The 19,686-nt window shown below is 58.4% G+C and carries 20 protein-coding genes; 9 read left to right on the forward strand and 11 right to left on the reverse strand.

Annotated elements, in window-relative coordinates:
• The first annotated feature begins 148 nt into the window (after window positions 1-148).
• Together cstA and IM313_RS07790 are read left to right on the forward strand one after the other, a co-directional pair.
• Window positions 149-2,254 carry a pyruvate/proton symporter CstA gene (cstA, locus tag IM313_RS07785; RefSeq protein WP_192971423.1) on the forward strand — a complete coding sequence of 702 codons (2,106 nt, stop codon included), beginning with the start codon at window positions 149-151 and terminating at the stop codon, window positions 2,252-2,254.
• A 59-nt stretch (window positions 2,255-2,313) separates the two neighbouring features.
• A complete protein-coding gene (locus tag IM313_RS07790; RefSeq protein WP_006809671.1) occupies window positions 2,314-2,511 on the forward strand; it encodes a YbdD/YjiX family protein in 198 nt (65 codons plus the stop codon).
• Here the strand turns inward: IM313_RS07790 and IM313_RS07795 are convergent.
• From IM313_RS07795 to IM313_RS07810, 4 genes are all read right to left on the reverse strand, one after another.
• Window positions 2,508-2,912, reverse strand: a complete 405-nt coding sequence (locus IM313_RS07795) for a helix-turn-helix transcriptional regulator (RefSeq protein ID WP_048999879.1) — start codon at window positions 2,910-2,912, stop codon at window positions 2,508-2,510. The genes IM313_RS07790 and IM313_RS07795 overlap by 4 nt on opposite strands.
• Window positions 2,887-3,189: a type II toxin-antitoxin system RelE/ParE family toxin gene (locus IM313_RS07800; RefSeq protein WP_017899060.1), complete on the reverse strand. Its 303-nt coding sequence runs from the start codon at window positions 3,187-3,189 to the stop codon at window positions 2,887-2,889. Before IM313_RS07800 ends, IM313_RS07795 begins: the two co-directional genes overlap by 26 nt.
• Window positions 3,190-3,372: 183 nt before the next feature.
• Window positions 3,373-4,116, reverse strand: a complete 744-nt coding sequence (locus IM313_RS07805) for an SDR family NAD(P)-dependent oxidoreductase (RefSeq protein ID WP_028012303.1) — start codon at window positions 4,114-4,116, stop codon at window positions 3,373-3,375.
• A 57-nt stretch (window positions 4,117-4,173) separates the two neighbouring features.
• Window positions 4,174-5,262 (reverse strand): oxidoreductase, encoded by a 1,089-nt coding sequence (locus IM313_RS07810; protein WP_192971422.1) that lies wholly within the window; start codon window positions 5,260-5,262, stop codon window positions 4,174-4,176.
• A gap of 159 nt (window positions 5,263-5,421) precedes the next feature.
• Here IM313_RS07810 and IM313_RS07815 point away from each other — a divergent pair, with 159 nt between their 5' ends.
• From IM313_RS07815 to IM313_RS07830, 4 genes are read left to right on the forward strand one after another with little or no spacing between them, the layout of a single operon-like run.
• Complete coding sequence (locus IM313_RS07815; RefSeq protein WP_192971421.1) at window positions 5,422-6,924, forward strand: sugar ABC transporter ATP-binding protein; 1,503 nt, start codon at window positions 5,422-5,424, stop codon at window positions 6,922-6,924.
• Window positions 6,921-7,916, forward strand: a complete 996-nt coding sequence (locus IM313_RS07820; protein ID WP_045261034.1) for an ABC transporter permease — start codon at window positions 6,921-6,923, stop codon at window positions 7,914-7,916. Before IM313_RS07815 ends, IM313_RS07820 begins: the two co-directional genes overlap by 4 nt.
• A gap of 19 nt (window positions 7,917-7,935) precedes the next feature.
• A complete protein-coding gene (locus tag IM313_RS07825; protein ID WP_045261033.1) occupies window positions 7,936-9,000 on the forward strand; it encodes a sugar ABC transporter substrate-binding protein in 1,065 nt (354 codons plus the stop codon).
• Entirely contained in the window at window positions 8,997-10,238 is a 1,242-nt protein-coding gene (locus tag IM313_RS07830; protein WP_192971420.1) for an LVIVD repeat-containing protein, read from the forward strand. Before IM313_RS07825 ends, IM313_RS07830 begins: the two co-directional genes overlap by 4 nt.
• Window positions 10,239-10,278: 40 nt before the next feature.
• Here IM313_RS07830 and mtnK read toward each other — a convergent pair whose 3' ends face one another.
• The gene (mtnK, locus tag IM313_RS07835; RefSeq protein ID WP_192971419.1) at window positions 10,279-11,478 is read right to left on the reverse strand and encodes an S-methyl-5-thioribose kinase; all 1,200 of its coding nucleotides are present in this window, start codon (window positions 11,476-11,478) and stop codon (window positions 10,279-10,281) included.
• A 104-nt stretch (window positions 11,479-11,582) separates the two neighbouring features.
• On the opposite strand from mtnK, the gene mtnA reads away from it, so the two are divergent.
• Both mtnA and IM313_RS07845 read left to right on the forward strand, forming a co-directional pair.
• The gene (gene mtnA, locus IM313_RS07840) at window positions 11,583-12,599 is read left to right on the forward strand and encodes an S-methyl-5-thioribose-1-phosphate isomerase (RefSeq protein WP_192971418.1); all 1,017 of its coding nucleotides are present in this window, start codon (window positions 11,583-11,585) and stop codon (window positions 12,597-12,599) included.
• 42 nt (window positions 12,600-12,641) lie between these two features.
• The gene (locus IM313_RS07845) at window positions 12,642-13,112 is read left to right on the forward strand and encodes an SRPBCC family protein (RefSeq protein WP_059357933.1); all 471 of its coding nucleotides are present in this window, start codon (window positions 12,642-12,644) and stop codon (window positions 13,110-13,112) included.
• A 53-nt stretch (window positions 13,113-13,165) separates the two neighbouring features.
• Here IM313_RS07845 and IM313_RS07850 read toward each other — a convergent pair whose 3' ends face one another.
• The 3 genes from IM313_RS07850 to IM313_RS07860 are packed head-to-tail and all read right to left on the reverse strand — an operon-like array spanning window position 13,166 to window position 15,005.
• On the reverse strand, window positions 13,166-13,708 hold the full coding sequence (locus IM313_RS07850; protein ID WP_010428475.1) for an acireductone dioxygenase: 543 nt from the start codon (window positions 13,706-13,708) through the stop codon (window positions 13,166-13,168).
• Window positions 13,705-14,394, reverse strand: a complete 690-nt coding sequence (gene mtnC, locus IM313_RS07855) for an acireductone synthase (RefSeq protein ID WP_126345046.1) — start codon at window positions 14,392-14,394, stop codon at window positions 13,705-13,707. Before mtnC ends, IM313_RS07850 begins: the two co-directional genes overlap by 4 nt.
• Window positions 14,391-15,005, reverse strand: a complete 615-nt coding sequence (locus tag IM313_RS07860; RefSeq protein ID WP_048961266.1) for a methylthioribulose 1-phosphate dehydratase — start codon at window positions 15,003-15,005, stop codon at window positions 14,391-14,393. Before IM313_RS07860 ends, mtnC begins: the two co-directional genes overlap by 4 nt.
• 121 nt (window positions 15,006-15,126) lie before the next feature.
• Here IM313_RS07860 and IM313_RS07865 point away from each other — a divergent pair, with 121 nt between their 5' ends.
• Complete coding sequence (locus IM313_RS07865; RefSeq protein WP_126300360.1) at window positions 15,127-16,287, forward strand: pyridoxal phosphate-dependent aminotransferase; 1,161 nt, start codon at window positions 15,127-15,129, stop codon at window positions 16,285-16,287.
• Here the strand turns inward: IM313_RS07865 and IM313_RS07870 are convergent, their stop codons facing one another.
• The 3 genes from IM313_RS07870 to IM313_RS07880 all read right to left on the reverse strand — a co-directional run bounded on the left by IM313_RS07870 (window position 16,288) and on the right by IM313_RS07880 (window position 19,168).
• On the reverse strand, window positions 16,288-16,914 hold the full coding sequence (locus tag IM313_RS07870) for a ParB/RepB/Spo0J family partition protein (protein ID WP_028012316.1): 627 nt from the start codon (window positions 16,912-16,914) through the stop codon (window positions 16,288-16,290).
• Window positions 16,899-18,122, reverse strand: a complete 1,224-nt coding sequence (locus IM313_RS07875) for a phosphoadenosine phosphosulfate reductase (protein WP_047367717.1) — start codon at window positions 18,120-18,122, stop codon at window positions 16,899-16,901. The genes IM313_RS07870 and IM313_RS07875 overlap by 16 nt, the downstream gene beginning before the upstream one ends.
• A gap of 140 nt (window positions 18,123-18,262) precedes the next feature.
• Window positions 18,263-19,168: a LysR substrate-binding domain-containing protein gene (locus tag IM313_RS07880; protein WP_048999858.1), complete on the reverse strand. Its 906-nt coding sequence runs from the start codon at window positions 19,166-19,168 to the stop codon at window positions 18,263-18,265.
• Window positions 19,169-19,686: the final 518 nt, after the last annotated feature.

The following is a 19,686-nucleotide window of genomic DNA, read 5'->3' on the forward strand; positions in this document are numbered from 1 at the left end:
TCATTCAGCTGAAAGTGATCGGCTTAACACTGTAGTGTAAATCTCTGGTTTGACCACGCATTATTGCGTTTCAAAGTTGTTAAATTTTATCCGTTGTTCTAGAAACAAAATGTAACATCTCACTGTTTCACAACAACGGATAACAGCTATGAACAACTCAGGGAAATACCTTACGTGGGCGGTGCTCTCCGTTGTGGGAGCCTTTGCCCTGGGCTATATCGCCCTCAACCGGGGGGAGCAGATCAATGCGCTCTGGATCGTCGTCGCCTCCGTCTGCATTTATCTCATTGCGTACCGTTTTTATGGCCGCTATATCGCAAAGACGGTACTGGGCGTAGACGGCACGCGCATGACGCCTGCCGTGCGCCACAACGACGGGCTGGACTACGTGCCGACTGATAAAAAAGTGCTGTTCGGTCACCATTTCGCGGCGATTGCCGGTGCAGGCCCGCTGGTGGGGCCGGTGCTGGCGGCGCAGATGGGCTACCTGCCGGGGATGATCTGGATCCTCGCGGGGGTGGTGCTGGCAGGCGCGGTGCAGGACTTTATGGTGCTGTTCGTCTCCACCCGTCGCGACGGCCGTTCTCTGGGTGAGCTGGTGAAAGAGGAGATGGGGGCAACCGCCGGGGTGATTGCGCTGGTGGCGACCTTTATGATCATGGTGATCATCCTCGCGGTGCTGGCGATGATCGTGGTGAAAGCGCTGACCCACAGCCCGTGGGGAACCTACACGGTCGCCTTTACCATTCCGCTGGCGCTGTTTATGGGGATTTACATTCGCTACCTGCGCCCCGGGCGCATTGGTGAAGTCTCTGTCATTGGCCTGGTGTTCCTGGTATTTGCGATTATCTCCGGCGGCTGGGTGGCGGAAAGCCCGACCTGGGCACCATTCTTCTACTTTACCGGCGTGCAGCTGACCTGGATGCTGGTGGGCTACGGCTTTGTGGCGGCGGTGCTGCCGGTGTGGCTGCTGCTGGCCCCGCGCGATTATCTCTCAACCTTCCTGAAAATCGGCACCATCGTCGGGCTGGCCATCGGCATTCTGATTATGCGCCCGACCCTGACCATGCCTGCGCTGACCAAATTCATCGACGGTACCGGCCCGGTCTGGACTGGTAACCTGTTCCCGTTCCTGTTTATTACCATCGCCTGCGGTGCGGTGTCGGGCTTCCACGCGCTGATTGCCTCCGGGACCACGCCGAAGATGCTGGCCAACGAGAATCAGGCCTGCCTGATTGGCTACGGCGGCATGCTGATGGAGTCCTTCGTGGCGATTATGGCGCTGGTCTCCGCCTGCATTATCGATCCGGGCGTTTACTTTGCGATGAACAGCCCGATGGCGGTACTGGCCCCGGCCGGCACCGTTGACGTGGTAGCGTCCGCCGCGCAGGTGGTGAGCGGCTGGGGCTTTGCCATTACCCCGGAAACGCTGACGCATATCGCTAATGAGGTGGGCGAGCAGTCAATTATCTCCCGCGCGGGCGGGGCACCGACGCTGGCGGTGGGCATGGCCTACATCCTGCACGGCGCGCTGGGCGGGCTGATGGACGTCTCGTTCTGGTATCACTTCGCCATTCTGTTCGAGGCGCTGTTTATTTTGACGGCGGTGGATGCGGGAACCCGTGCGGCGCGCTTTATGCTCCAGGATCTGCTGGGGGTGATCTCCCCGAACCTGAAGCGGACCGATTCGCTCCCGGCTAACCTGCTGGCGACGGCGCTGTGCGTGCTGGCGTGGGGCTACTTCCTGCATCAGGGCGTGGTCGATCCGCTGGGTGGGATCAACACCCTGTGGCCGCTGTTCGGTATCGCCAACCAGATGCTGGCGGGCATGGCGCTGATGCTCTGCGCGGTGGTGCTGTTCAAGATGAAGCGCCAGCGTTACGCGTGGGTGGCGCTGGTGCCAACCGCCTGGCTGCTAATCTGTACCCTGACGGCGGGCTGGCAAAAAGCCTTCAGCCCGGACAATAAGGTGGGCTTCCTGGCGATCGCCAACAAGTTCCAGGCGATGATCGACAGCGGCAAGATCCCGGCGCAGTACACCGAGTCACAGCTGTCGCAGCTGGTGTTCAACAACCGTCTGGATGCCGGGCTGACCATCTTCTTTATGGTGGTAGTTGTGGTGCTGGCGTTGTATTCTCTGAAAACCGCGCTGGCGGCGCTGAAGGTCGACACGCCGACGGCGAAAGAGACGCCGTACGAGCCGATGCCTGAAAACCTGGACGAGATTGTGACCCAGGCGAAAGGGGCGCATTAACCTGTGTGCCGGGTGGCGCTAGCGCTTACCCGGCCTACATTTCCAGTGAGACCAGAATGATGTTCGACACCCTCTCTAAAGCAGGTAAGTACCTGGGCCAGGCCGCCAAAATGATGATTGGCGTGCCGGATTACGATAACTACGTCGAGCATATGCGCGTCAACCACCCGGACCAGACGCCGATGACCTACGAAGAGTTTTTCCGCGACCGCCAGGACGCCCGCTACGGCGGAAAGGGCGGGGCGAAGTGCTGTTAACCCTCTTTCGGTAAATAGAGGCTGATTTGCTCCTGCTTGCAGCCATAAATTGCCGCCAGCTTTTCGCGGGTGCGCTTTTGCGGACGGGAGTCCAGCGCTTCCAGCTGTGATACGGCGGACTGGCTGATGCCGAGTTTTTCCGCCACCTCCTGCTGGGATAGCCCGCGCAGGATACGCCACGCGGCCTGCAGGCTGACGTTCTCGCTATGCATGATGTCGCACACTTCACCCGGTAAACCTACGTTATCGTAGATATCTGATTCGTAAGGGATGTCTTCCCAGTCGTTTTCATCATCGTCATCATACTCAAGTATGGCTAAACGCATGCGAAAATATTCATCGTAGGGAATGACAACATACTGTTTTTTTCCTTCTTCATCCTTGATGAACTGAATAGTCATATTCCGTATGCTCCTCATGAAGGTAGGTGGTGGTTGTCCGGCGTTTTACCGCCACTACGTAACAGGTATCACCCGGCGGGTCTCCGAAGGTGTAAATGACCCTGTAATCACCTAATCGCAACCTGTAGTGGTTTTCGGGAGAAGATAATTTCTTGATATCCGCGACAGGTGATGTTTTATCATCCATCTTCTCCAGCCTGAATTTAATGCGGTTCTGATATCGCGTATCGATTTTAGAAAATTGCTTCTCTGCTGTTTTTGACCACACGATCTTCATCCGTACCTCCACTGTACGCCCACACAAATTATAAGGAAATAATAAGACTATTAGATAAATTCCGAATTTCTTATGGGGTACTGTAGAGCGGAAAAAAAGCGCAGGTAAGAGGCAAAACGCAAACCGTCGAGGCGGCTCGACAAGGCCTCTGCCGGGCGACAGAGGCTTGCAGGAATATTGCGATCAGGCGTTCAAACCGCCGTCCACGTCCAGACCGGTGCCTGAGATCTGCCCGGCTGCCGGGCTGGCAAGGAAGGTGACCGCCGCCGCGACGTCTTCCGGCTGGCCGTAATGGCCCAGGGCAATAAGCTGACGCTGTGAGTCAGCCTGTTCACCGTCCTCCGGGTTCATATCGCTGTTGGTCGGGCCGGGGTGCACCAGGTTAACGGTAATGCCGCGCGGGCCAAGATCGCGGGCCAGACCGCGGGTGAGGGAGTTCAGTGCAGATTTGGTCATTGAGTAGACGGCAATCCCCGGTTGTGCCACGCGGTTCGCCAGACAACTGCCGATGTTGATAATGCGCCCGCCGTCAGACATATGCACCAGCGCTTCCTGAATAGCGATCACCACGCCGCGGATGTTGACGTTGATGAGGGCGTCGATGTCCGCCAGCGTCATGGACTCCAGCGGGCCGCCGCGCGCGATACCGGCGTTATTGACCAGGATGTCCAGTCCGCCGAGAGAGCGTGCCGCATGGGTGACGGCATCCTGAATCGCCTGCGCGCTGGCACTGTCGGCCTGAATGGCCTCGCCGTGCCGTCCCAGCGCCTTAATTTCATCGGCGACCGCCTGGGCTTTATCGGCGGATTTTTCATAGGTGATGACCACATCGGCACCGGCGCGCGCCAGCGACAGGGCAATCGCACGACCCAGCCCGCGGCTGGCGCCGGTAACCAGCGCCTTTTTACCTGTTAAATCGATCTGCATGATGACCTCGTTACGAGAGTGGTGAGAACCATCATTAGGTATAGCCCGTCGGCGCAATTAACGGCGGAAGGATTCCACTTTCTCAAACGCGGCGCGCAGAACCTCAGACGTTAACGTCACCGGCAGATAGTGAATCGACTCCACCGGGCGCAGCGTGTGGGCGATGACCTTGTCGAGATCGTCGCGGTTATTGATGTCGACGTCCAGCTCGCGAAGCGTGGTCGGCAGGTTAAAGCGCCGGTATGCCGCCACCAGCTGCGCCAGCACGTCGTCCTGGCCGAGCAGGGCGCTCTGCACCAGAATGCCGTAGGCCACCTTGGTGCCGTGCAGGTATTTTTCCGTCTGCGGCAGCACGGTTAAGCCGTTGTGCACCGCGTGCGCCGCCGCCACGCGGGTGTAGCGCTCCCCCAGACCGCCCACCATCCCGCCGCCGGCAATAATGGCGTCCACCACGTCCCGAAACGCCTGCGTTAGCTCGCCGCGCTGCTGGTCTTCTAGCGCCTCTTCGCTGCGCTCCAGCAGCACGTCGCGGATCGCCAGCGCGCCGTTAAGGCCAAGGCGCACGGTCAGCGGCAGGATTTCCGGCTGTGGGGCGAGAACCGCCGCTTCGTACCACTTCGCCAGCGTATCGCCGATGCCCGCCAGCAAATATTCCGCCGGGGCGTTCAGAACGATCCGCGGCTCCACCAGCACCAGAAAGTTAGCGTCGTTAAAAATCTCAAACTGCAGCGCCTGACCGGCATCGTTGTACCAGACGGAGAGCGGCGTCCACGCTGCGCAGGTGGCGGCGATGGTGGGAATGCCCACGAACGGAACGCCTAAGCGGCGCGCCACGGCCTTGACGGTGTCCATCACCGCGCCGCCGCCAACGCCAATCACCACGCTGGCGTCGCTGCCGGATTCGTTCACCAGATGGGTGACGTCGCGCTCGCTGCAGTGGCCTTTAAACAGCAGGTGCTTCGCCCCCGGCGCGTTAAAACTCTCCGGCAGGAACGGGCGCGCGCCCTCTATTGCGCGCTCGCCGTAAATCCACACCGCGCGGGAAAGCTGTTCCGGGGTAAAGAAGTCATTCAGATGCGTAAGGCTTCCGGAATGGGAGAAGTAGTTCGCCGGCCCGGGCACGACGCGGATGTCGGTGTTGCTCATGGTGTTGTCCTTTTTTCGCAAGCGCTAACCCGATGTTATGTCTGGACATCCGGATGGCTAATAATATTTCGCTTTATCTTATGCCTTTTCCGTCGTTGTCAGTCAACCGGAGCTGTGAAAAATTCGATAAATCAGAAGAGTTATGAAGGATTTACGCGGATGGTTTCCAGTCGTCTTGAAATGCGCGGTATCAGCCTGGCCTTTTCCGGCTTTCAGGCACTGACGCGCGTGGACTTCACGCTGAACGGCGGGTCGGTGCATGCGCTGACGGGTGCCAACGGTGCGGGGAAATCAACGCTGATGGCGGTGCTGTGCGGGACGCACGACCACTATGAAGGCGAAATCAGCATTAACAACCAGCCGGTAAGCATCCGCGAGCCGCTGGACGCCAAACGGCTGGGCATCCACCTCGTGCAGCAGGAGGTGGACGTGGCGCTGATCCCCGGGCTGAGCATTGCGGAGAACATCATGCTCGACCAGCTGGCGCAGCCGGGGCACCGCTACCGCTGGCGCACCGTTCGTCAGCAGGCGCGGCAGGCGCTGGCGCAGCTCGACGTTACGCTGGACGTTCGCCGCTCCATCGACGGCTGTTCGCTGGCCGAAAAGCAGCAGATTTTGCTGGCACGCGCTTTGTCCCACCACTGCCGTTTTTTGATTCTTGACGAGCCCACCGCGCCGCTGGACGCGCACGAGAGCGAGCGTCTGTTTGCGGTGGTAAGACGTCTGCAACAGCAGGGCATCGGCGTGGTGTTTATCTCCCACCGCATTCACGAGCTAAAAGCTATCTGCGACACCCTGACGGTGCTGCGCGACGGCAAGCTGATTGAGTCCGGCCCGATGGCCGATCTCAGCGGTGAAGAGATTGTTGAGAAGATGCTCGGCCACGTGCTGAGCGATATCTACCCGCCCGCGCGACCGCCGCACGGCGACGAAACGCTGCTGCGAGTGGAAGGCCTGCACGACGACGCGCTGCTGAAGGATATCTCCCTGCACCTGCGCAAAGGCGAAATTCTCGGCATTGCCGGGCTGGCGGGGGCGGGGAAAACCGAACTCTGTAAGGCGCTGTTTGGCGCCACCAAAAGCCGCGTGGCGCGCGGTGAGCTGAATCAACAGCCCTGGCAGCCGCGCGATCCGGCAGACTCGGTGCTGCGCGGCCTGGCGCTGGTGCCGGAGGAGCGGCGCAAGGAGGGCATTTTTATCGACGAGCCGGTGAGCATGAACCTTGCCGTGTGCGCCGATAACAGCTTCTCGCGCTGGAGCCTGTTCGGCCATCGCCAGGCGTGGCGCTGGGCGGAGGAGGTGATCGCCCGCGTTGGCGTTCGCGCCCGCGGTCCCGGGCAGGTTTTGCGACGTCTCTCCGGCGGCAACCAGCAGAAGGTGGCCATCGGCAAGTGGCTGCGTAACGATGCGAGCGTGCTGATTTTCGACGAGCCGACCAAAGGCGTGGACGTGAAGGCCAAAACCGATCTGTTCCATCTGATTGACGGCCTGGCGCGCGAGGGCAAAGGGGTGATTTACGCCTCCGGCGAGTTCGCCGAGCTGGTGGGACTGTGCGACCGCATCTGCGTCCTGTGGGACGGGCGCATCGTGGCAGAAATCGCCGGGGCCGAGGCCCGTGAAGAGACACTACTTTATTATTCAACCGGAGGAACGGCGTCGTGAGCAAGGCCCTTTCAGTGACCGCGGCGGCGTCTGGCCGTCAGCAACTTTTTGATTTTCTCTATAAATGGGGCATGCTGCTCACCGTCGTCGCGCTGGTGGCCGTCTTTGGCCTGGCGTCGGACAGCTTCCTCGACCCGAACAACATCATCAATATTCTGCGCTCGATTGCCATCGTGACGGTGATTGCCGTTGGCGTGTCGATTTCGCTGACCGTCGGCGGGTTCGATCTCTCCGTGGGCTCCACGGCGTCGCTGGCGAACGCGCTGGTCATTTCGCTTTTTGTCTGGCACGGCTTCGGCACCACCGAGTCGATTGTAATCACTCTCGCGCTCTGTACGCTGGTCGGCCTGTTTAACGCTTTCCTGATCGTCATCCTGCGTATTCCGGACATGCTCGCGACGCTCGCCAGCCTGTTTGTCATTCAGGGCGTGGCGATGACCTACAGCTACGGCGGGTCGATTACCGAGAACATGGTGCTGCCGAGCGGCGACATGGCGGAAGGGACCATTCCGGCGGCGTTCAGCCTGCTGGGGCAGGTGCCGACCATCGTCATCATCATGCTGGCGGTGACCCTTCTGGCGCAGCTGGGGCTGTCGCTGACCACTCACGGACGCCGGATGTATGCCATTGGCGGCAACCCTGAAGCGGCGCGCCTCTCGGGCATTCGCACCACGCGCTACAAGGTGGCGGCCTATGTGATTGCCTCGCTGCTGGCGGGGCTGGGCGGCATTCTGCTGGCCTCCCGCATCGGGTCGTCGCAGGTCAATGCGGGCGGCGGCTATCTGATGGATGCGGTGGCAGCGGCGTGGATTGGCTTCTCGCTGGCCGGGTCTGGCAAGCCGAACGCGCTGGGCACGCTGGTGGGGGCGGTGATCCTCGGCGTGCTGTCGAACGGGCTGGTCATGCTCTCCGTGCCGTATTACGCCATGGACATAATAAAAGGGCTGGTGCTCGCGGTGGCACTGGCGATTACCTACATACAAAAACGCTGACAACACAACGGGATAAAAAATGAAAAAGATTGCGCTCTCTTTGGTGGCACTGGGGTTACTCACTTCTCTGCCTGGATTCGCGGCCACGCCCGCGCCGGTTCCGGCCGCCATTGCGAACCACGACGGACCGATCCGCATCGCGGTGATCCGTAACCTCGGCTCGGACGACAACACCACGCAGTTTGTTGCCGGGGCCATTCAGGAAGGGAAAAAGCTCGGCTTTAAGGTCAGCACCTTTTTGAGCAACGGGGATGACGCTAAATTCCAGGACTTCGTTAACCAGGCCATCAGCCAGAAATATGACGGGATCATCCTGTCGCAGGGCCGCGATCCGTACTCCACCGCGCTGGTGAAGAAGGCGGTGGATGCCGGGATCAAGGTCGCCGTATTTGATACCGCCGTAAACGGCGAGATCCCGGGCGTGACCGTCACCCAGCAGGACGACGCCTCCCTGACGAATCTCTCCTTCGGCCAACTGGCGAAAGATTTCAACGGCAAGGCCAACATCGTCAAGCTGTGGGTGGCGGGCTTCCCGCCGATGGAGCGCCGTCAGGCAGCCTATAAAGAATTGCAAAAGCAGTACCCGGAGATTAAAGAGCTGGAGTCCATCGGCGCGGTCTCTTCTGACGTGCAGGGCGACACCGCCAACAAGGTGGGCGCGATCCTGGCGAAATACCCGAAAGGCAAAATCGACGCCATCTGGGGGACCTGGGACGCCTTCAGCCAGGGGGCGTATAAAGCGCTGAAGGAGAATGGACGCACCGAGATTAAACTCTACAGCATCGACATCTCCAACCAGGATCTGCAGCTGATGCGCGAGCCGGGCAGCCCGTGGAAGGTGAGCGTGGCGGTGGATCCGAAGCTGATTGGTGCGACTAACGTGCGCCTGATCGCCAACAAGATTGCCGGGGAAGCCACGCCTGCCACTTACGACTTCAAAGCCGCTGCGATCCCGCAGGCGCTGCTGACCGCGCAGCCGGGGGCGGTGAACGTAGCGTCGCTGGGCAAAATCATTCCGGGCTGGGGCCAGACGGAAGATTTTATTGCGCCGTGGTTTGCGACGCTGGAAGCGAAAAATAAATGAGCATCCTCCCCACGCCAGAATACAGCCGCAATATGCGGCTGATCGGCCATAGCGATCAGGGCGGTCGCCCGGACGGCGTGCAGCTGATGGTGCACCGCGGTTTTGCCTATATCGGCCATATGGTGTCGCAGGGCTTTTCGATAGTAGACGTGCGCGACCCGAAAAACCCGAAACCCGCGGGCTATGTGCCTGCGCCGCCGGGCACCTGGAACGTGCACCTCCAGGCGCATGACGACCTGCTGCTGGTGATCAACGCCCGGGATCTGTTTGCCGATGCCCGCTTCGCCGACGAGAAGGTCTACTACACCCGTCAGGTAGGAGAGACCGTCAGCGACGTTCAGGACAGGGGCTGGAGCGCCGGGCTTCGCGTTTTTGATATCTCCACGCCGGACGCGCCGCGCGAAATTGGCTTTCTCTCGCTGAGCGGCATCGGCATTCACCGCATCTGGTACGTCGGTGGCCGCTGGGCGTACGTGTCGGCGCTGATCGACGGTTTTACCGACTACATCTTTCTGACGATCGACCTGGCCGACCCGCGTAAGCCTGAGGTGGCAGGGCGCTGGTGGCTGCCGGGCATGAACCAGGCCGAAGGCGAACAGCCGAACTGGCCGGAAGGGAAACGCTACGCGCTCCACCACGCGATTATTGCCGGCGATACGGCGTACGGCAGCTGGCGCGACGGCGGCTTAACGCTGCTGGACGTGAAGGATCGTACCCAGCCTAAGCTTATTAGCCACCGTAACTGGAGCCCGCCGTTTGGCGGCGGGACGCACACCGCGCTGCCGCTGCCGGACCGGGATCTGCTGGTGGTGCTGGACGAAGCGGTGCTGGATAACCAGCAGGACGGCGAGAAGCTGATCTGGCTGTTTGATATTCGCGAGCCGTCGAACCCGGTGAGCATCTCGACCTTCCCGCAGCCGAATGAAACCGACTACGTGGCAAAAGGGGCGCATTTCGGCCCGCACAACCTGCACGAGAACCGGCCCGGAAGCTTTGTCAGCTCAACGCTGATTTTTGCTACCTATCAGAATGCGGGCGTGCGCGCGTATGACATTTCTAATCCGTATCGCCCGGTGGAGACGGGCGCGCTGGTGCCCGCGGCACCGGAGAGGATGATGGACACGCGGCCGAATCGCCCGCAGGTGATCCAGTCTTGTGACGTATTTGTGGACGCGCAGGGGATTATTTACAGCACGGACTATAACGGCGGGCTGTCGGTGATTGAGTATCTGGGGTAAGTGCGGTTTGATGCCCTCTCCCACAGGGAGAGGGAGAAAATCAACTGTACTGCCGCACCCGCGCCACCAGATCTTCCGCGCTGTCGATACGGTCGGCAATCACAATGAGCGCCTTGCCGAGCGTTATCGCGTGGCGCAGGCACTCGTGGCGCATGGCCTCGTCCTGAATGGTGTCGATATCCGCGACGTGGGAAAGCCCGACGCTGCGGCGAATGAGTTCGGTGCCGCAGAACCCGATGGCATCATGCCAGACTTTTTTCAGGAACGCGGAGGCATAGCCCGGTGCGCTGAGCGCGGTGTCGCGCGTTTTCTCGTGTGCCAGCGCCTGGAAGCGTTCCGCGAAGGTGTTCCACAGCTCATGAATATCGGTCAGGCGCTGCTCGCGCGCGGCGGCGGCATCGCGAATGCCCAGATGGCCCGGTAGGCCGCAGAAGTTGAGCAGCAGGTTGCCGATGGCGGTGCCGACGTCAAAGCCAATCGGCCCGAAATAGCCGAACTCGGCGTCGATGGCCTTCAGGCTGCCGTCGGCCACAAAAATCGAGCCGCTGTGAATATCCCCGTGCAGCAGCGCTTCGGCATGCGAGAAGAAGCGGTGCTTCAGGGAGGCCACGGCAATTTTTAGCGGGGCGTCGTCACGCAGGGCGGCGACGACATTTTCCAGCTCGGCAGGGTAGTTATTGCGCTCATGAACCTGGTACGGATCGTTGAAGAACAGATCTTCGGTGATCTCACACATCTCCGGGTTGATGAATTTCGCCACCTGCGCTTTTTTCTCGTGCGGGTGCAGGTAGAAATCGCTGGTGTGAAACAGCGCGTGCGCGAGATATTCGCCCAGCTGGAGCGCCGCCTGCGGGTAGTAAATGTTGTTGATCAGCTCGCCGCGCCAGATGCGATGGCTGGAGAGATCTTCCATCACCATCACCGCCAGTTCCGGGTCAAAGTGGTGGATTTTCACGGTGTGCTGCGGGCTGTGCTGGTAATGCTCGACCAGGGTTTGCGCCTCGAGGCGAGCGCGATCCAGCGTCAGCGGCCATGACTCGCCGACGCAGCGCACGTAGGGCAGTGCCTGTTTGACGATAATGCGGCTGACGCCCGCGCTGTCGTAAATTTTAAAAACCAGATTGAGGTTGCCGTCGCCCACTTCCTGCGCCTCTACCAGCGATGACGGATCGTCAAGCCCACCAAACTGCCTGGCATACTCCACGGCGTCCTGAGCGGTAAAGGTACGGTATTGCGACATGGCCTGTTCCTCATGAGTTAACTAATTAAGACATGTAGACGTCTATACATCTGGATTTCATCCTGACACAATGTGCTACAACAACGCAACAGGGAATTAACGACATGCAGACATTACAGACGACCAGCCTGCGGGTGGCGGATAATCAGCTCTTTATTCTCGACCAGCAGGCGCTTCCGCAGGAGAAACGCTGGCTGGATGCCTCAACGGTGGAGGCGCTGGTGGGGCATATCCACGCTCTGCGCGTGCGTGGCGCGCCGTTGATTGGTCTCTCTGCAAGCCTGCTGCTGGCGCTGCTGGCGGAAAACGGCAAAAGCCGCGATGAGCTGGCGGTGGCGCTGGAAACGCTTCGCGCATCCCGCCCGACGGCGGTAAACCTGATGAACAACCTCGACCGCATGAAGCTTGCGCTGGGGGAAGAGGATTTCGTTCCGGCGCTGGTGGCGGAGGCGCTGCGCCTGATTGACGAAGACAAACGGCTTTGCGACGCGATTGCAAAAGCGGGCAGCGCGCTGGTGAAGCCCGGCAGCCGTCTGCTGACCCACTGCAACACCGGCGGGCTGGCAACCGCGGGCGTCGGTACGGCGCTGGGCGTGATTGCCCGCGCGCATCAGGAGGGTAACGTCAGCAGCGTCTGGGTGGATGAAACCCGTCCGCTGTTGCAGGGCGGCAGGCTGACCGCATGGGAGCTGGGCGAGCTGGGGGTGCCGTATCAGCTGATTACCGACTCCATGGCCGCCAGCCTGATGGCGAAAGGGCAGGTGGACGCCGTGTGGGTGGGGGCCGATCGCATCGCCGCTAACGGTGATGTGGCGAACAAGATCGGCACTTATTCGCTGGCGGTGCTGGCGAAATTCCACGGTATTCCATTTTACGTCGCCGCCCCACAAACGACGCTCGACCCGGCCTGCCCGAACGGGGATGCGATCCCCATCGAGCAGCGCGACGCCAGAGAGGTGACGGGCGTTGCCGGAAGCTTTGGCGCGGTGCAGTGGGCGCCGAAAGACGCGCAGGTCTATAACCCGGCGTTTGACGTCACGCCTGCCTCGCTGATTAGCGGCTGGGTGCTGGATACGGGTGTGGTCACGCCGGATGAGGTGGCGGAAGGGAAATTTGCCTGAGTCCGGCTATCCTTTAAGGGGGGTCCCTGAGAGGACAACATTGTGACGCTCGATCCTGAAACAGACTTAAAACTGGAGCGCGTGGTGGACGCACCGCGCGACCTGCTCTGGCTCTGCTGGACCACGCCGGACCACATCAAAAACTTCTTCATTCCTGCTCCGCACAAGGTGACCGAATGCGACCTCGACCTGCGCGTGGGCGGGCGGTTCAACACCGTGTTTGAGGTGGACGGGCAGCGGATGGATAACCGGGGTGTCTTCCTGGAAATCGACCCGGGGAAAAAGCTGGTGTTTACCGACGGCTATACCGAAGGCTGGAAACCGGCCGAGAAGCCGTTTATGACGGCAATTTTGTTGCTGGAAGACGTCGGGGAGGGGAAAACCCGCTATACGGCGATTGCGCGCCATCCGACGAAGGAAATCCGCGAGCAGCATGAACAGATGGGCTTCCACGAAGGGTGGGGGATAGTGCTGGATCAGCTGGTGAAGTATGTGAAAGGGCTTAACGCTTAGTGCGCGCTGGTGCCCTCACCCCGACCCTCTCCCACAGGGAGAGGGAGAAAAGATCAGGCCAGGCGTGGATAGGCATCCGCGATTGCATCGCCCGTAAACTGCGCCACCCAGCCTTCCGGATTGTCGAAAATACGAATGGCCGTAAAGTTCGGCTCTGAACCCATATCAAACCAGTGCGGCGTGCCCGCCGGCACGGAAATCAGGTCGTTTTTCTCGCATAGCACCTGATAAACCTCATCGCCAATGTGCAGGCAGAACAGCCCGGCACCTTCCACGAAAAAGCGTACTTCGTCCTCGCCGTGGGTGTGTTCGTTCAGGAACTTCGCGCGCAGCGCCTCTTTCTGCGGATTGTCGGCGCGCAGGCTGATGACATCCCAGCTCTGATAGCCTTTCTCTGCCACCAGCTTGTCGATCGCGTGTTGATACGCTTCGATCACGGCTTCGGGCGCAGGATCCTGCCCTAAATCACGGTCTGCCGCCCAGCGCTCAAAGCGCACGCCTTTAGCGTTCAGCTGTTGAGCGATCTCGGCGGCGTCGGTGCTGTGCCACTGGTGCTGGCTGGCGTCTTTATCGGAATAAATGGTCAATGCGCTCATGAAGGGATCTGCTCCGGATTAATCTCGTCAAACTGGTGGATTTGATGGTGATGGCTCGCGCCGTCATCTTCACCGCGAATCAGTTGCAGGGTGCGAAAACCCGCCTGTTCAGCCGCGTCCAGCTCCTGATGAATATCCGACAGGAACAGGATCTGCGACGGGGCGATGCCCGTGTGTGCCGCAATGTTCTGGTAAGACTGCACCTCGCGCTTGGCGCCGATGTGGGTGTCAAAATAGCCGCTGAACAGATGAGTAATATCACCTTCGTCGCTGTAGCCAAATAACAGTTTCTGCGCAGCAACGGAGCCAGAGGAATAAACATAGAGATCAATCCCTTGCGCCTTCCATTTTTCCAGCGCGGGCAGAACGTCAGGGTACAGATGGCCGGTAAAGTCACCGTTGATGTAACCCTCCTGCCAGATGATGCCTTGCAGGGCTTTGAGCGCCGTCGATTTGCGGTCTTCATCCATAAAGCTAAACAGCACGTTGATGAGATCGCCGACGCCGGCATGCGGATCGCTGATTTCATCGCGCAGGTTGTCCAGAATCGATTTGACCGGCTCGGCGTACTGCTGGGCGGTCACGAAGGCCGCCAGCCGCTCACGCGCGTAGGGGAACAAAACGTCATGGACAAAACGAATATCGCTGGTGGTTCCTTCAATATCCGTCACAATCGCGCGAATCATACTCTCTCCAGTTGTCGTAAACGCATTTCGCATTCAAATAAGAATTCTAAACCTTCCAGATGACGGCGGGCTTCGGCCACGTCGCGTCCCCAGCAGGTTAAGCCATGGCCGCGCAGAAGAAAACCATAATTAAGCGGACGCTCCTGCGCGTAATGGGCGATGCGCGAGGCGAGGGCGTCGATGTCCTGGTCGTTATCAAACACCGGGATGGCGACGGTATCCAGATGGGTAGTCTGCCCGGTAAGCGATTTCTGCATCTCGAAACCGCTGATATTCAGTTCGGCTTCTTTGACCAGACGCGACAGCACCGTGGCGTTAACGGTATGAACGTGCAGGACGGCGTTAGCCTCCGGGAACAGGCGATAGATAAGGGTGTGTAGCCCGGTCTCCGCCGACGGTTTTCGACCGGACGGCGCCCGGTTGGTGGCGATCTCAACCTGTAGAAAATCGTCGGTGGTCAGGCTGCCTTTGTCCTTGCCGGATTCGCTGAGCCAGCAGAGGTGCTCGTCCTGACGCACCGACATATTACCGCCGGTGGCGGGTGCCCAGCCTTTGGCGCCTATCCAGCGGCAGGCGTCGACCAGGTGTGTGAGCAGCAGGTTGTCTGTCATTTCCTTTTACCCCTCGGCCAGGAATATTGATATGGTTTAGACGTCTAAGCGTCTTGATTGCCAAAGACTAACATCGTGTTATAGTGGCAGCAACATAAGTATTACAAGCAGGCACGACAACATGAGCAATAACGTATTGATCCCGCAGAGTAAACTTCCTAATCTCGGTACCACCATCTTTACGCAGATGAGCGCCCTGGCGCAGCAGCACAATGCCATTAACCTCTCGCAGGGGTTCCCCGATTTCGATGGTCCGAAATATTTGCAGGAACGTCTGGCGCACCACGTGGCGCAGGGTGCGAATCAGTATGCGCCGATGACCGGCGTGCAGGCGCTGCGGGAAGCCATTGCAGACAAAACGGCGGCGCTGTATGGCTATCACCCCGATGCGAACAGCGATATCACGGTGACGGCAGGGGCGACCGAAGCGCTGTATGCGGCCATCACCGCGCTGGTGCGCGCGGGGGATGAAGTCATCTGCTTTGACCCAAGCTACGACAGCTATGCGCCTGCGGTTGAACTCTCCGGTGGCGTGGTGAAGCGCGTGGCGCTCCAGCCGCCGCATTTCCGCCCGGACTGGCAGGCGTTCGCCGCGCTGCTGAGCGATAAAACCCGTCTGGTGATCCTGAATACCCCGCACAACCCGTCGGCGACGGTGTGGCAAAAGGCCGATTTTGCCGCGCTGTGGCAGGCTATCGCCGAGCGGGAAATTTACGTCCTGAGCGATGAAGTCTACGAGCACATCTGCTTTGCGGAGGAAGGGCACGCCAGCGTGCTGGCCCATCCGCAGCTTCGCGAGCGCGCGGTAGCGGTGTCGTCATTTGGCAAGACCTACCATATGACCGGCTGGAAGGTAGGGTACTGCGTGGCCCCGGCGGCCATCAGCGCGGAGCTGCGCAAGGTGCACCAGTACCTGACCTTTGCGGTCAACACGCCTGCCCAGCTGGCGCTGGCGGACATGCTGCGCAGCGAACCGCAACACTATCGCGAGCTGCCGGATTTTTACCGCGCGCGTCGGGATCTGTTTGTAAATGCGCTGAGCAAAAGCCGTCTGGAAATTCTGCCGTGTGAAGGGACCTACTTCCTGCTGGCGGACTACAGCGCGATTTCCGATCTGGACGACGTCAGCTTTTGCCGATGGCTGACGACGGAGGTGGGCGTGGCGGCTATTCCGCTGTCGGTGTTCTGCGCCGATCCCTTCCCGCATAAGCTGATTCGCCTGTGCTTTGCGAAGCAGGAATCGACGCTGCTGGCGGCGGCGGAGCGTCTGGCGACGCTCTGACTATTTCACCGTCCAGGCTTCGGAATAGCGACGGTCTGCAAACAGTTCCAGCAGGCCGTTGATCTGCTTCAGGCGCAGCACCTCGTCGCTGTCCATCCCCAGTTCCTTACCAATTTTCTCATCGTTCCAGCCAAGCTGGGCCAGCTCGCGGACGATGTCGGACATGGCGTTGATCTGGTGGCGTCCCCGCGCACGGTTGTGGCGGATGGTGGCGGCCATCCGGTCAAGCTTTTGCTGGCGATCTTTGCGCAGGCAGGTGACGGGCAAATAGCCCCGAAGCTGGCGCTTCAGCGCGGCCCTGCTTTTACCGATTTCGTGACGATGGAAGCCGTCGACAATTTCGTAATGCGCTGGCTCGCTTTCCGTCACCACGATGGGCTGCGTAAACCCGTCGAGCTCGAGCGATTGACTCAGCAGACGCTTTTCCGGCGGCGCCACGTTATTCGGGTTGTAGTCGTTGGCAACGATAGCGTCCTGCTTTATCCACAGCACGCAGTCGACGGGCTGGTCGCTGAACGGGCTGAGATGATGCATGGCCTGGCGAAAAGCATTGATGGCATCTATACGTTGCTCGTCGGTGAGCGTCTGCAAATAGGTTTCCAGTTCGGTAATCAGTCGTTGCTGCATAAGATCCCCCACTCATTGCGTTTTGATTTCATCCGTTCGCTATAGCGCTGATAGTGCTTTGGTTTGTTCGGGCTAAAGGAGAGGGCCCGACACCAGTAATCGTTGTTGAGCAGAACCTTGCATATTCGCCGCCAGGACGGGATATCCTTTGAGCCGATGTCACCCTCCTGCGTATCGGGAAGATCGGACATCCCGCGCTTCTGATACCAGTGCAGGTACACCGCGACTTTATTGCGATAATGTTCAGCCGTCTGTTGCGGCATGCTGTCGAGGAGCAGCATGGCGTACTCTTGCCAGCTGAGGTGGTCGGGCTTGAGGATCTTTCTGTGACCGTAGAAGTGGTTGTCGTGCCCCGCGTAAATTCCGCCGCTGCGCACACCGCTAACGCGTGCGCACATGGCGGCCCAGCGTTCAGGTTCAACGACATGATAGAGCCATAAGCCCTGTCGCTGCTCCGGGCCAAAGGGTTCACAGATGCGCATGTAGCGCGGCGGCACGCCGGCCTGGTACATCAGATTGTAGAGGGGGTTATAGGCGCAGCCCGTTTTGGCAAACCAGGTCCAGATGTCGGCGGTTTTCCAGTCGTAGAGAGGATAGATATACCAGGCATGACCGCCGGGCGCGACGGTCGTCCAGGGTTTGTCGTCGGAAAAGCGCTGCTTGCGCGCGCAGGCGATTGCCAGGAAGCGGTTATAGGATTCGTCGGCGCGGATGCCCACCATCACTGCGGCGGGGCGCCTTCGCGCATACCATTCGGCAAAGTCCCTGACGAAGGCCTCGAAGGTCATCCCCTGCTGATAAAAATCAAAATAACACGTACTGGTGATGGCATCAGGCGGAGGCTGTCTGACCCAACTTATGCCGGGTTCCCAGCACTGCCATTCCGGCTGGTACTGAGAGAGGGCATTTTGCGTGGTGATCGGCAGCGCCACCCACCAGAACTGATTGATGACGTCACGATATTGGGTCCTCATGTTCTCAATATGCTCAATGGTGCAGGAGAACTGTGCTTCCCAGTCCAGAAAGAGGACATCTATTTTTCTGTTCAGCTGCCGCGCCCGCTGCGCAGCAAGATGAAGCATCACCGTTGAATCTTTTCCGCCAGAAAAAGAGACGCACACGCGGGTAAAATTTTGCAGCGTCCAGTTTATGCGTTCTGAAGCAGCCTCCAGAACGTTTTCCTGAAGAGGGTATTTATAGATAGACATGATGAGTCGCATCCTGCGTATGGAATATCGTTAATGCTATTAAACTGCCATCATGTTATTATATGTTCTCATTCTCAACTAATTATTTTACGCCTTCACTTTATTCTTGCTGGGAATACCTTCGCGATGACGCGTCCATTCTATTGAGCCAGCTTATGCATTTTTTCAATAAAGCTGGCGAATACGCTGCTGTTTAACGACGCGCGGTTGTAGACCATATAGATGTCCACTTCAGGTAATTTAAAGGGAGTGTTAACGATTTTTAATTTTAAGGCCGCTTTATAGGTTTCAAAAATGGACACAGGAATATAACCAACTAAATCAGACATGGCGATCATGGAGAGAAGCGAACTGAGGGAGTCTGACCGAAACGCGATGTTTCTTTCCGGGAACGCCTCGTTGACTTCAGCCTGACGCTCCTTCACGCCACTGTTGGTGCTTTGATACATCGTGAACTTTTCCTGGTACAACTCCTCGACGGAGACTTCTGTACCTATTCTGGGATGGTCTTCGCGGCAGATCATGACTGTGGGAATTGTGGTGAAATGCGAGCAGACAACGGAGCGATTATTAACGGGCGCCACGGTAAAAATGAGATCGGCTTTACGGTAGGCCAGTAAATCCTCTGCTGACTCCGCAGAAACAAGCATATCACGTTGTTCTACTGAGCAATTTTCCTGATTCATCAACAACTGAATAGGGTTGAGAAGGTAGCCTGGCGTCACCATCTGAGAACAATAAATGACAAAGTTTTTATTGATATCGGTGCTATGCATCAGGTTGATGGTCTGCTCAATCTGATTGAGGTTTTGCTCAAGATGCAGGTGCAGGTTAGTCCCGACGGTCGTGGGGGAGATCCCCTTGCCGGAACGGATAAACAGCGGATCGTTAAGCTGGCCACGCAGGCGTTGCAAAGACTGACTGACGGCTGAAGGGGTAATGTAAAGCGTTTCAGCGGCCTTGCTGATGCTAAGATGTTGATAGATACACTCAAAAATGACCAGTAAATTAAGGTCGAATTTTTTAAGGTCATAAAGATTTGCCATGTGTCATCCTGTTTGCCGTGAGTCTGTTGTTAACATATTGATGATAACTATAGATTAAAGCTAACCATTTACAATCCTTGTGGTTAACTAACTTAAAGTGTTATTTAAGTTATCTTAATATATCACGCCATCGGATTATTGAAATAGAATTACATGTGAGATTAAGATAATTTTATCTTTGAATGGGCTGGGTTTAATTTAATAAATGTTGACATTTATATATTGCCGTAAATTGATTACGTAAAGTTAATTTACGAGCGTAATGTATTTCTCTCAGTCAAAACCTATCACAGCCATAGGCAGGAACGCGCTTTTGATGGATTGCTCTCGATGGGTGCTGGTGGTGTAATCAACTTGCTGTTACGACCTTGATACAAGGTATGTAGAGCGCAACGCAACGCCAGCCTCGGCTGGCACTGAATGTACCTGCGGGCATTCAGGTATCAGGGCCGCCCGTTGAGGCGGCCTTTATACTTTCTGGAGTACCGCAGCAGGTTCACCTTGCTGTCTTGTTGAAG

Source organism: Enterobacter cloacae complex sp. P2B (assembly GCF_014895985.1).
GTDB lineage: Bacteria > Pseudomonadota > Gammaproteobacteria > Enterobacterales > Enterobacteriaceae > Enterobacter > Enterobacter bugandensis.

Coding starts and splice junctions, on each gene's coding strand:
- cstA (WP_192971423.1), top strand. CDS start 149: ATGAACAACTCAGGGAAATACCTTACGTGGGCGGTGCTCTCCGTTGTG.
- IM313_RS07790 (WP_006809671.1), top strand. CDS start 2,314: ATGTTCGACACCCTCTCTAAAGCAGGTAAGTACCTGGGCCAGGCCGCC.
- IM313_RS07795 (WP_048999879.1), bottom strand. CDS start 2,912: ATGACTATTCAGTTCATCAAGGATGAAGAAGGAAAAAAACAGTATGTT.
- IM313_RS07800 (WP_017899060.1), bottom strand. CDS start 3,189: ATGAAGATCGTGTGGTCAAAAACAGCAGAGAAGCAATTTTCTAAAATC.
- IM313_RS07805 (WP_028012303.1), bottom strand. CDS start 4,116: ATGCAGATCGATTTAACAGGTAAAAAGGCGCTGGTTACCGGCGCCAGC.
- IM313_RS07810 (WP_192971422.1), bottom strand. CDS start 5,262: ATGAGCAACACCGACATCCGCGTCGTGCCCGGGCCGGCGAACTACTTC.
- IM313_RS07815 (WP_192971421.1), top strand. CDS start 5,422: ATGGTTTCCAGTCGTCTTGAAATGCGCGGTATCAGCCTGGCCTTTTCC.
- IM313_RS07825 (WP_045261033.1), top strand. CDS start 7,936: ATGAAAAAGATTGCGCTCTCTTTGGTGGCACTGGGGTTACTCACTTCT.
- IM313_RS07830 (WP_192971420.1), top strand. CDS start 8,997: ATGAGCATCCTCCCCACGCCAGAATACAGCCGCAATATGCGGCTGATC.
- mtnK (WP_192971419.1), bottom strand. CDS start 11,478: ATGTCGCAATACCGTACCTTTACCGCTCAGGACGCCGTGGAGTATGCC.
- mtnA (WP_192971418.1), top strand. CDS start 11,583: ATGCAGACATTACAGACGACCAGCCTGCGGGTGGCGGATAATCAGCTC.
- IM313_RS07850 (WP_010428475.1), bottom strand. CDS start 13,708: ATGAGCGCATTGACCATTTATTCCGATAAAGACGCCAGCCAGCACCAG.
- mtnC (WP_126345046.1), bottom strand. CDS start 14,394: ATGATTCGCGCGATTGTGACGGATATTGAAGGAACCACCAGCGATATT.
- IM313_RS07860 (WP_048961266.1), bottom strand. CDS start 15,005: ATGACAGACAACCTGCTGCTCACACACCTGGTCGACGCCTGCCGCTGG.
- IM313_RS07865 (WP_126300360.1), top strand. CDS start 15,127: ATGAGCAATAACGTATTGATCCCGCAGAGTAAACTTCCTAATCTCGGT.
- IM313_RS07870 (WP_028012316.1), bottom strand. CDS start 16,914: ATGCAGCAACGACTGATTACCGAACTGGAAACCTATTTGCAGACGCTC.
- IM313_RS07875 (WP_047367717.1), bottom strand. CDS start 18,122: ATGTCTATCTATAAATACCCTCTTCAGGAAAACGTTCTGGAGGCTGCT.
- IM313_RS07880 (WP_048999858.1), bottom strand. CDS start 19,168: ATGGCAAATCTTTATGACCTTAAAAAATTCGACCTTAATTTACTGGTC.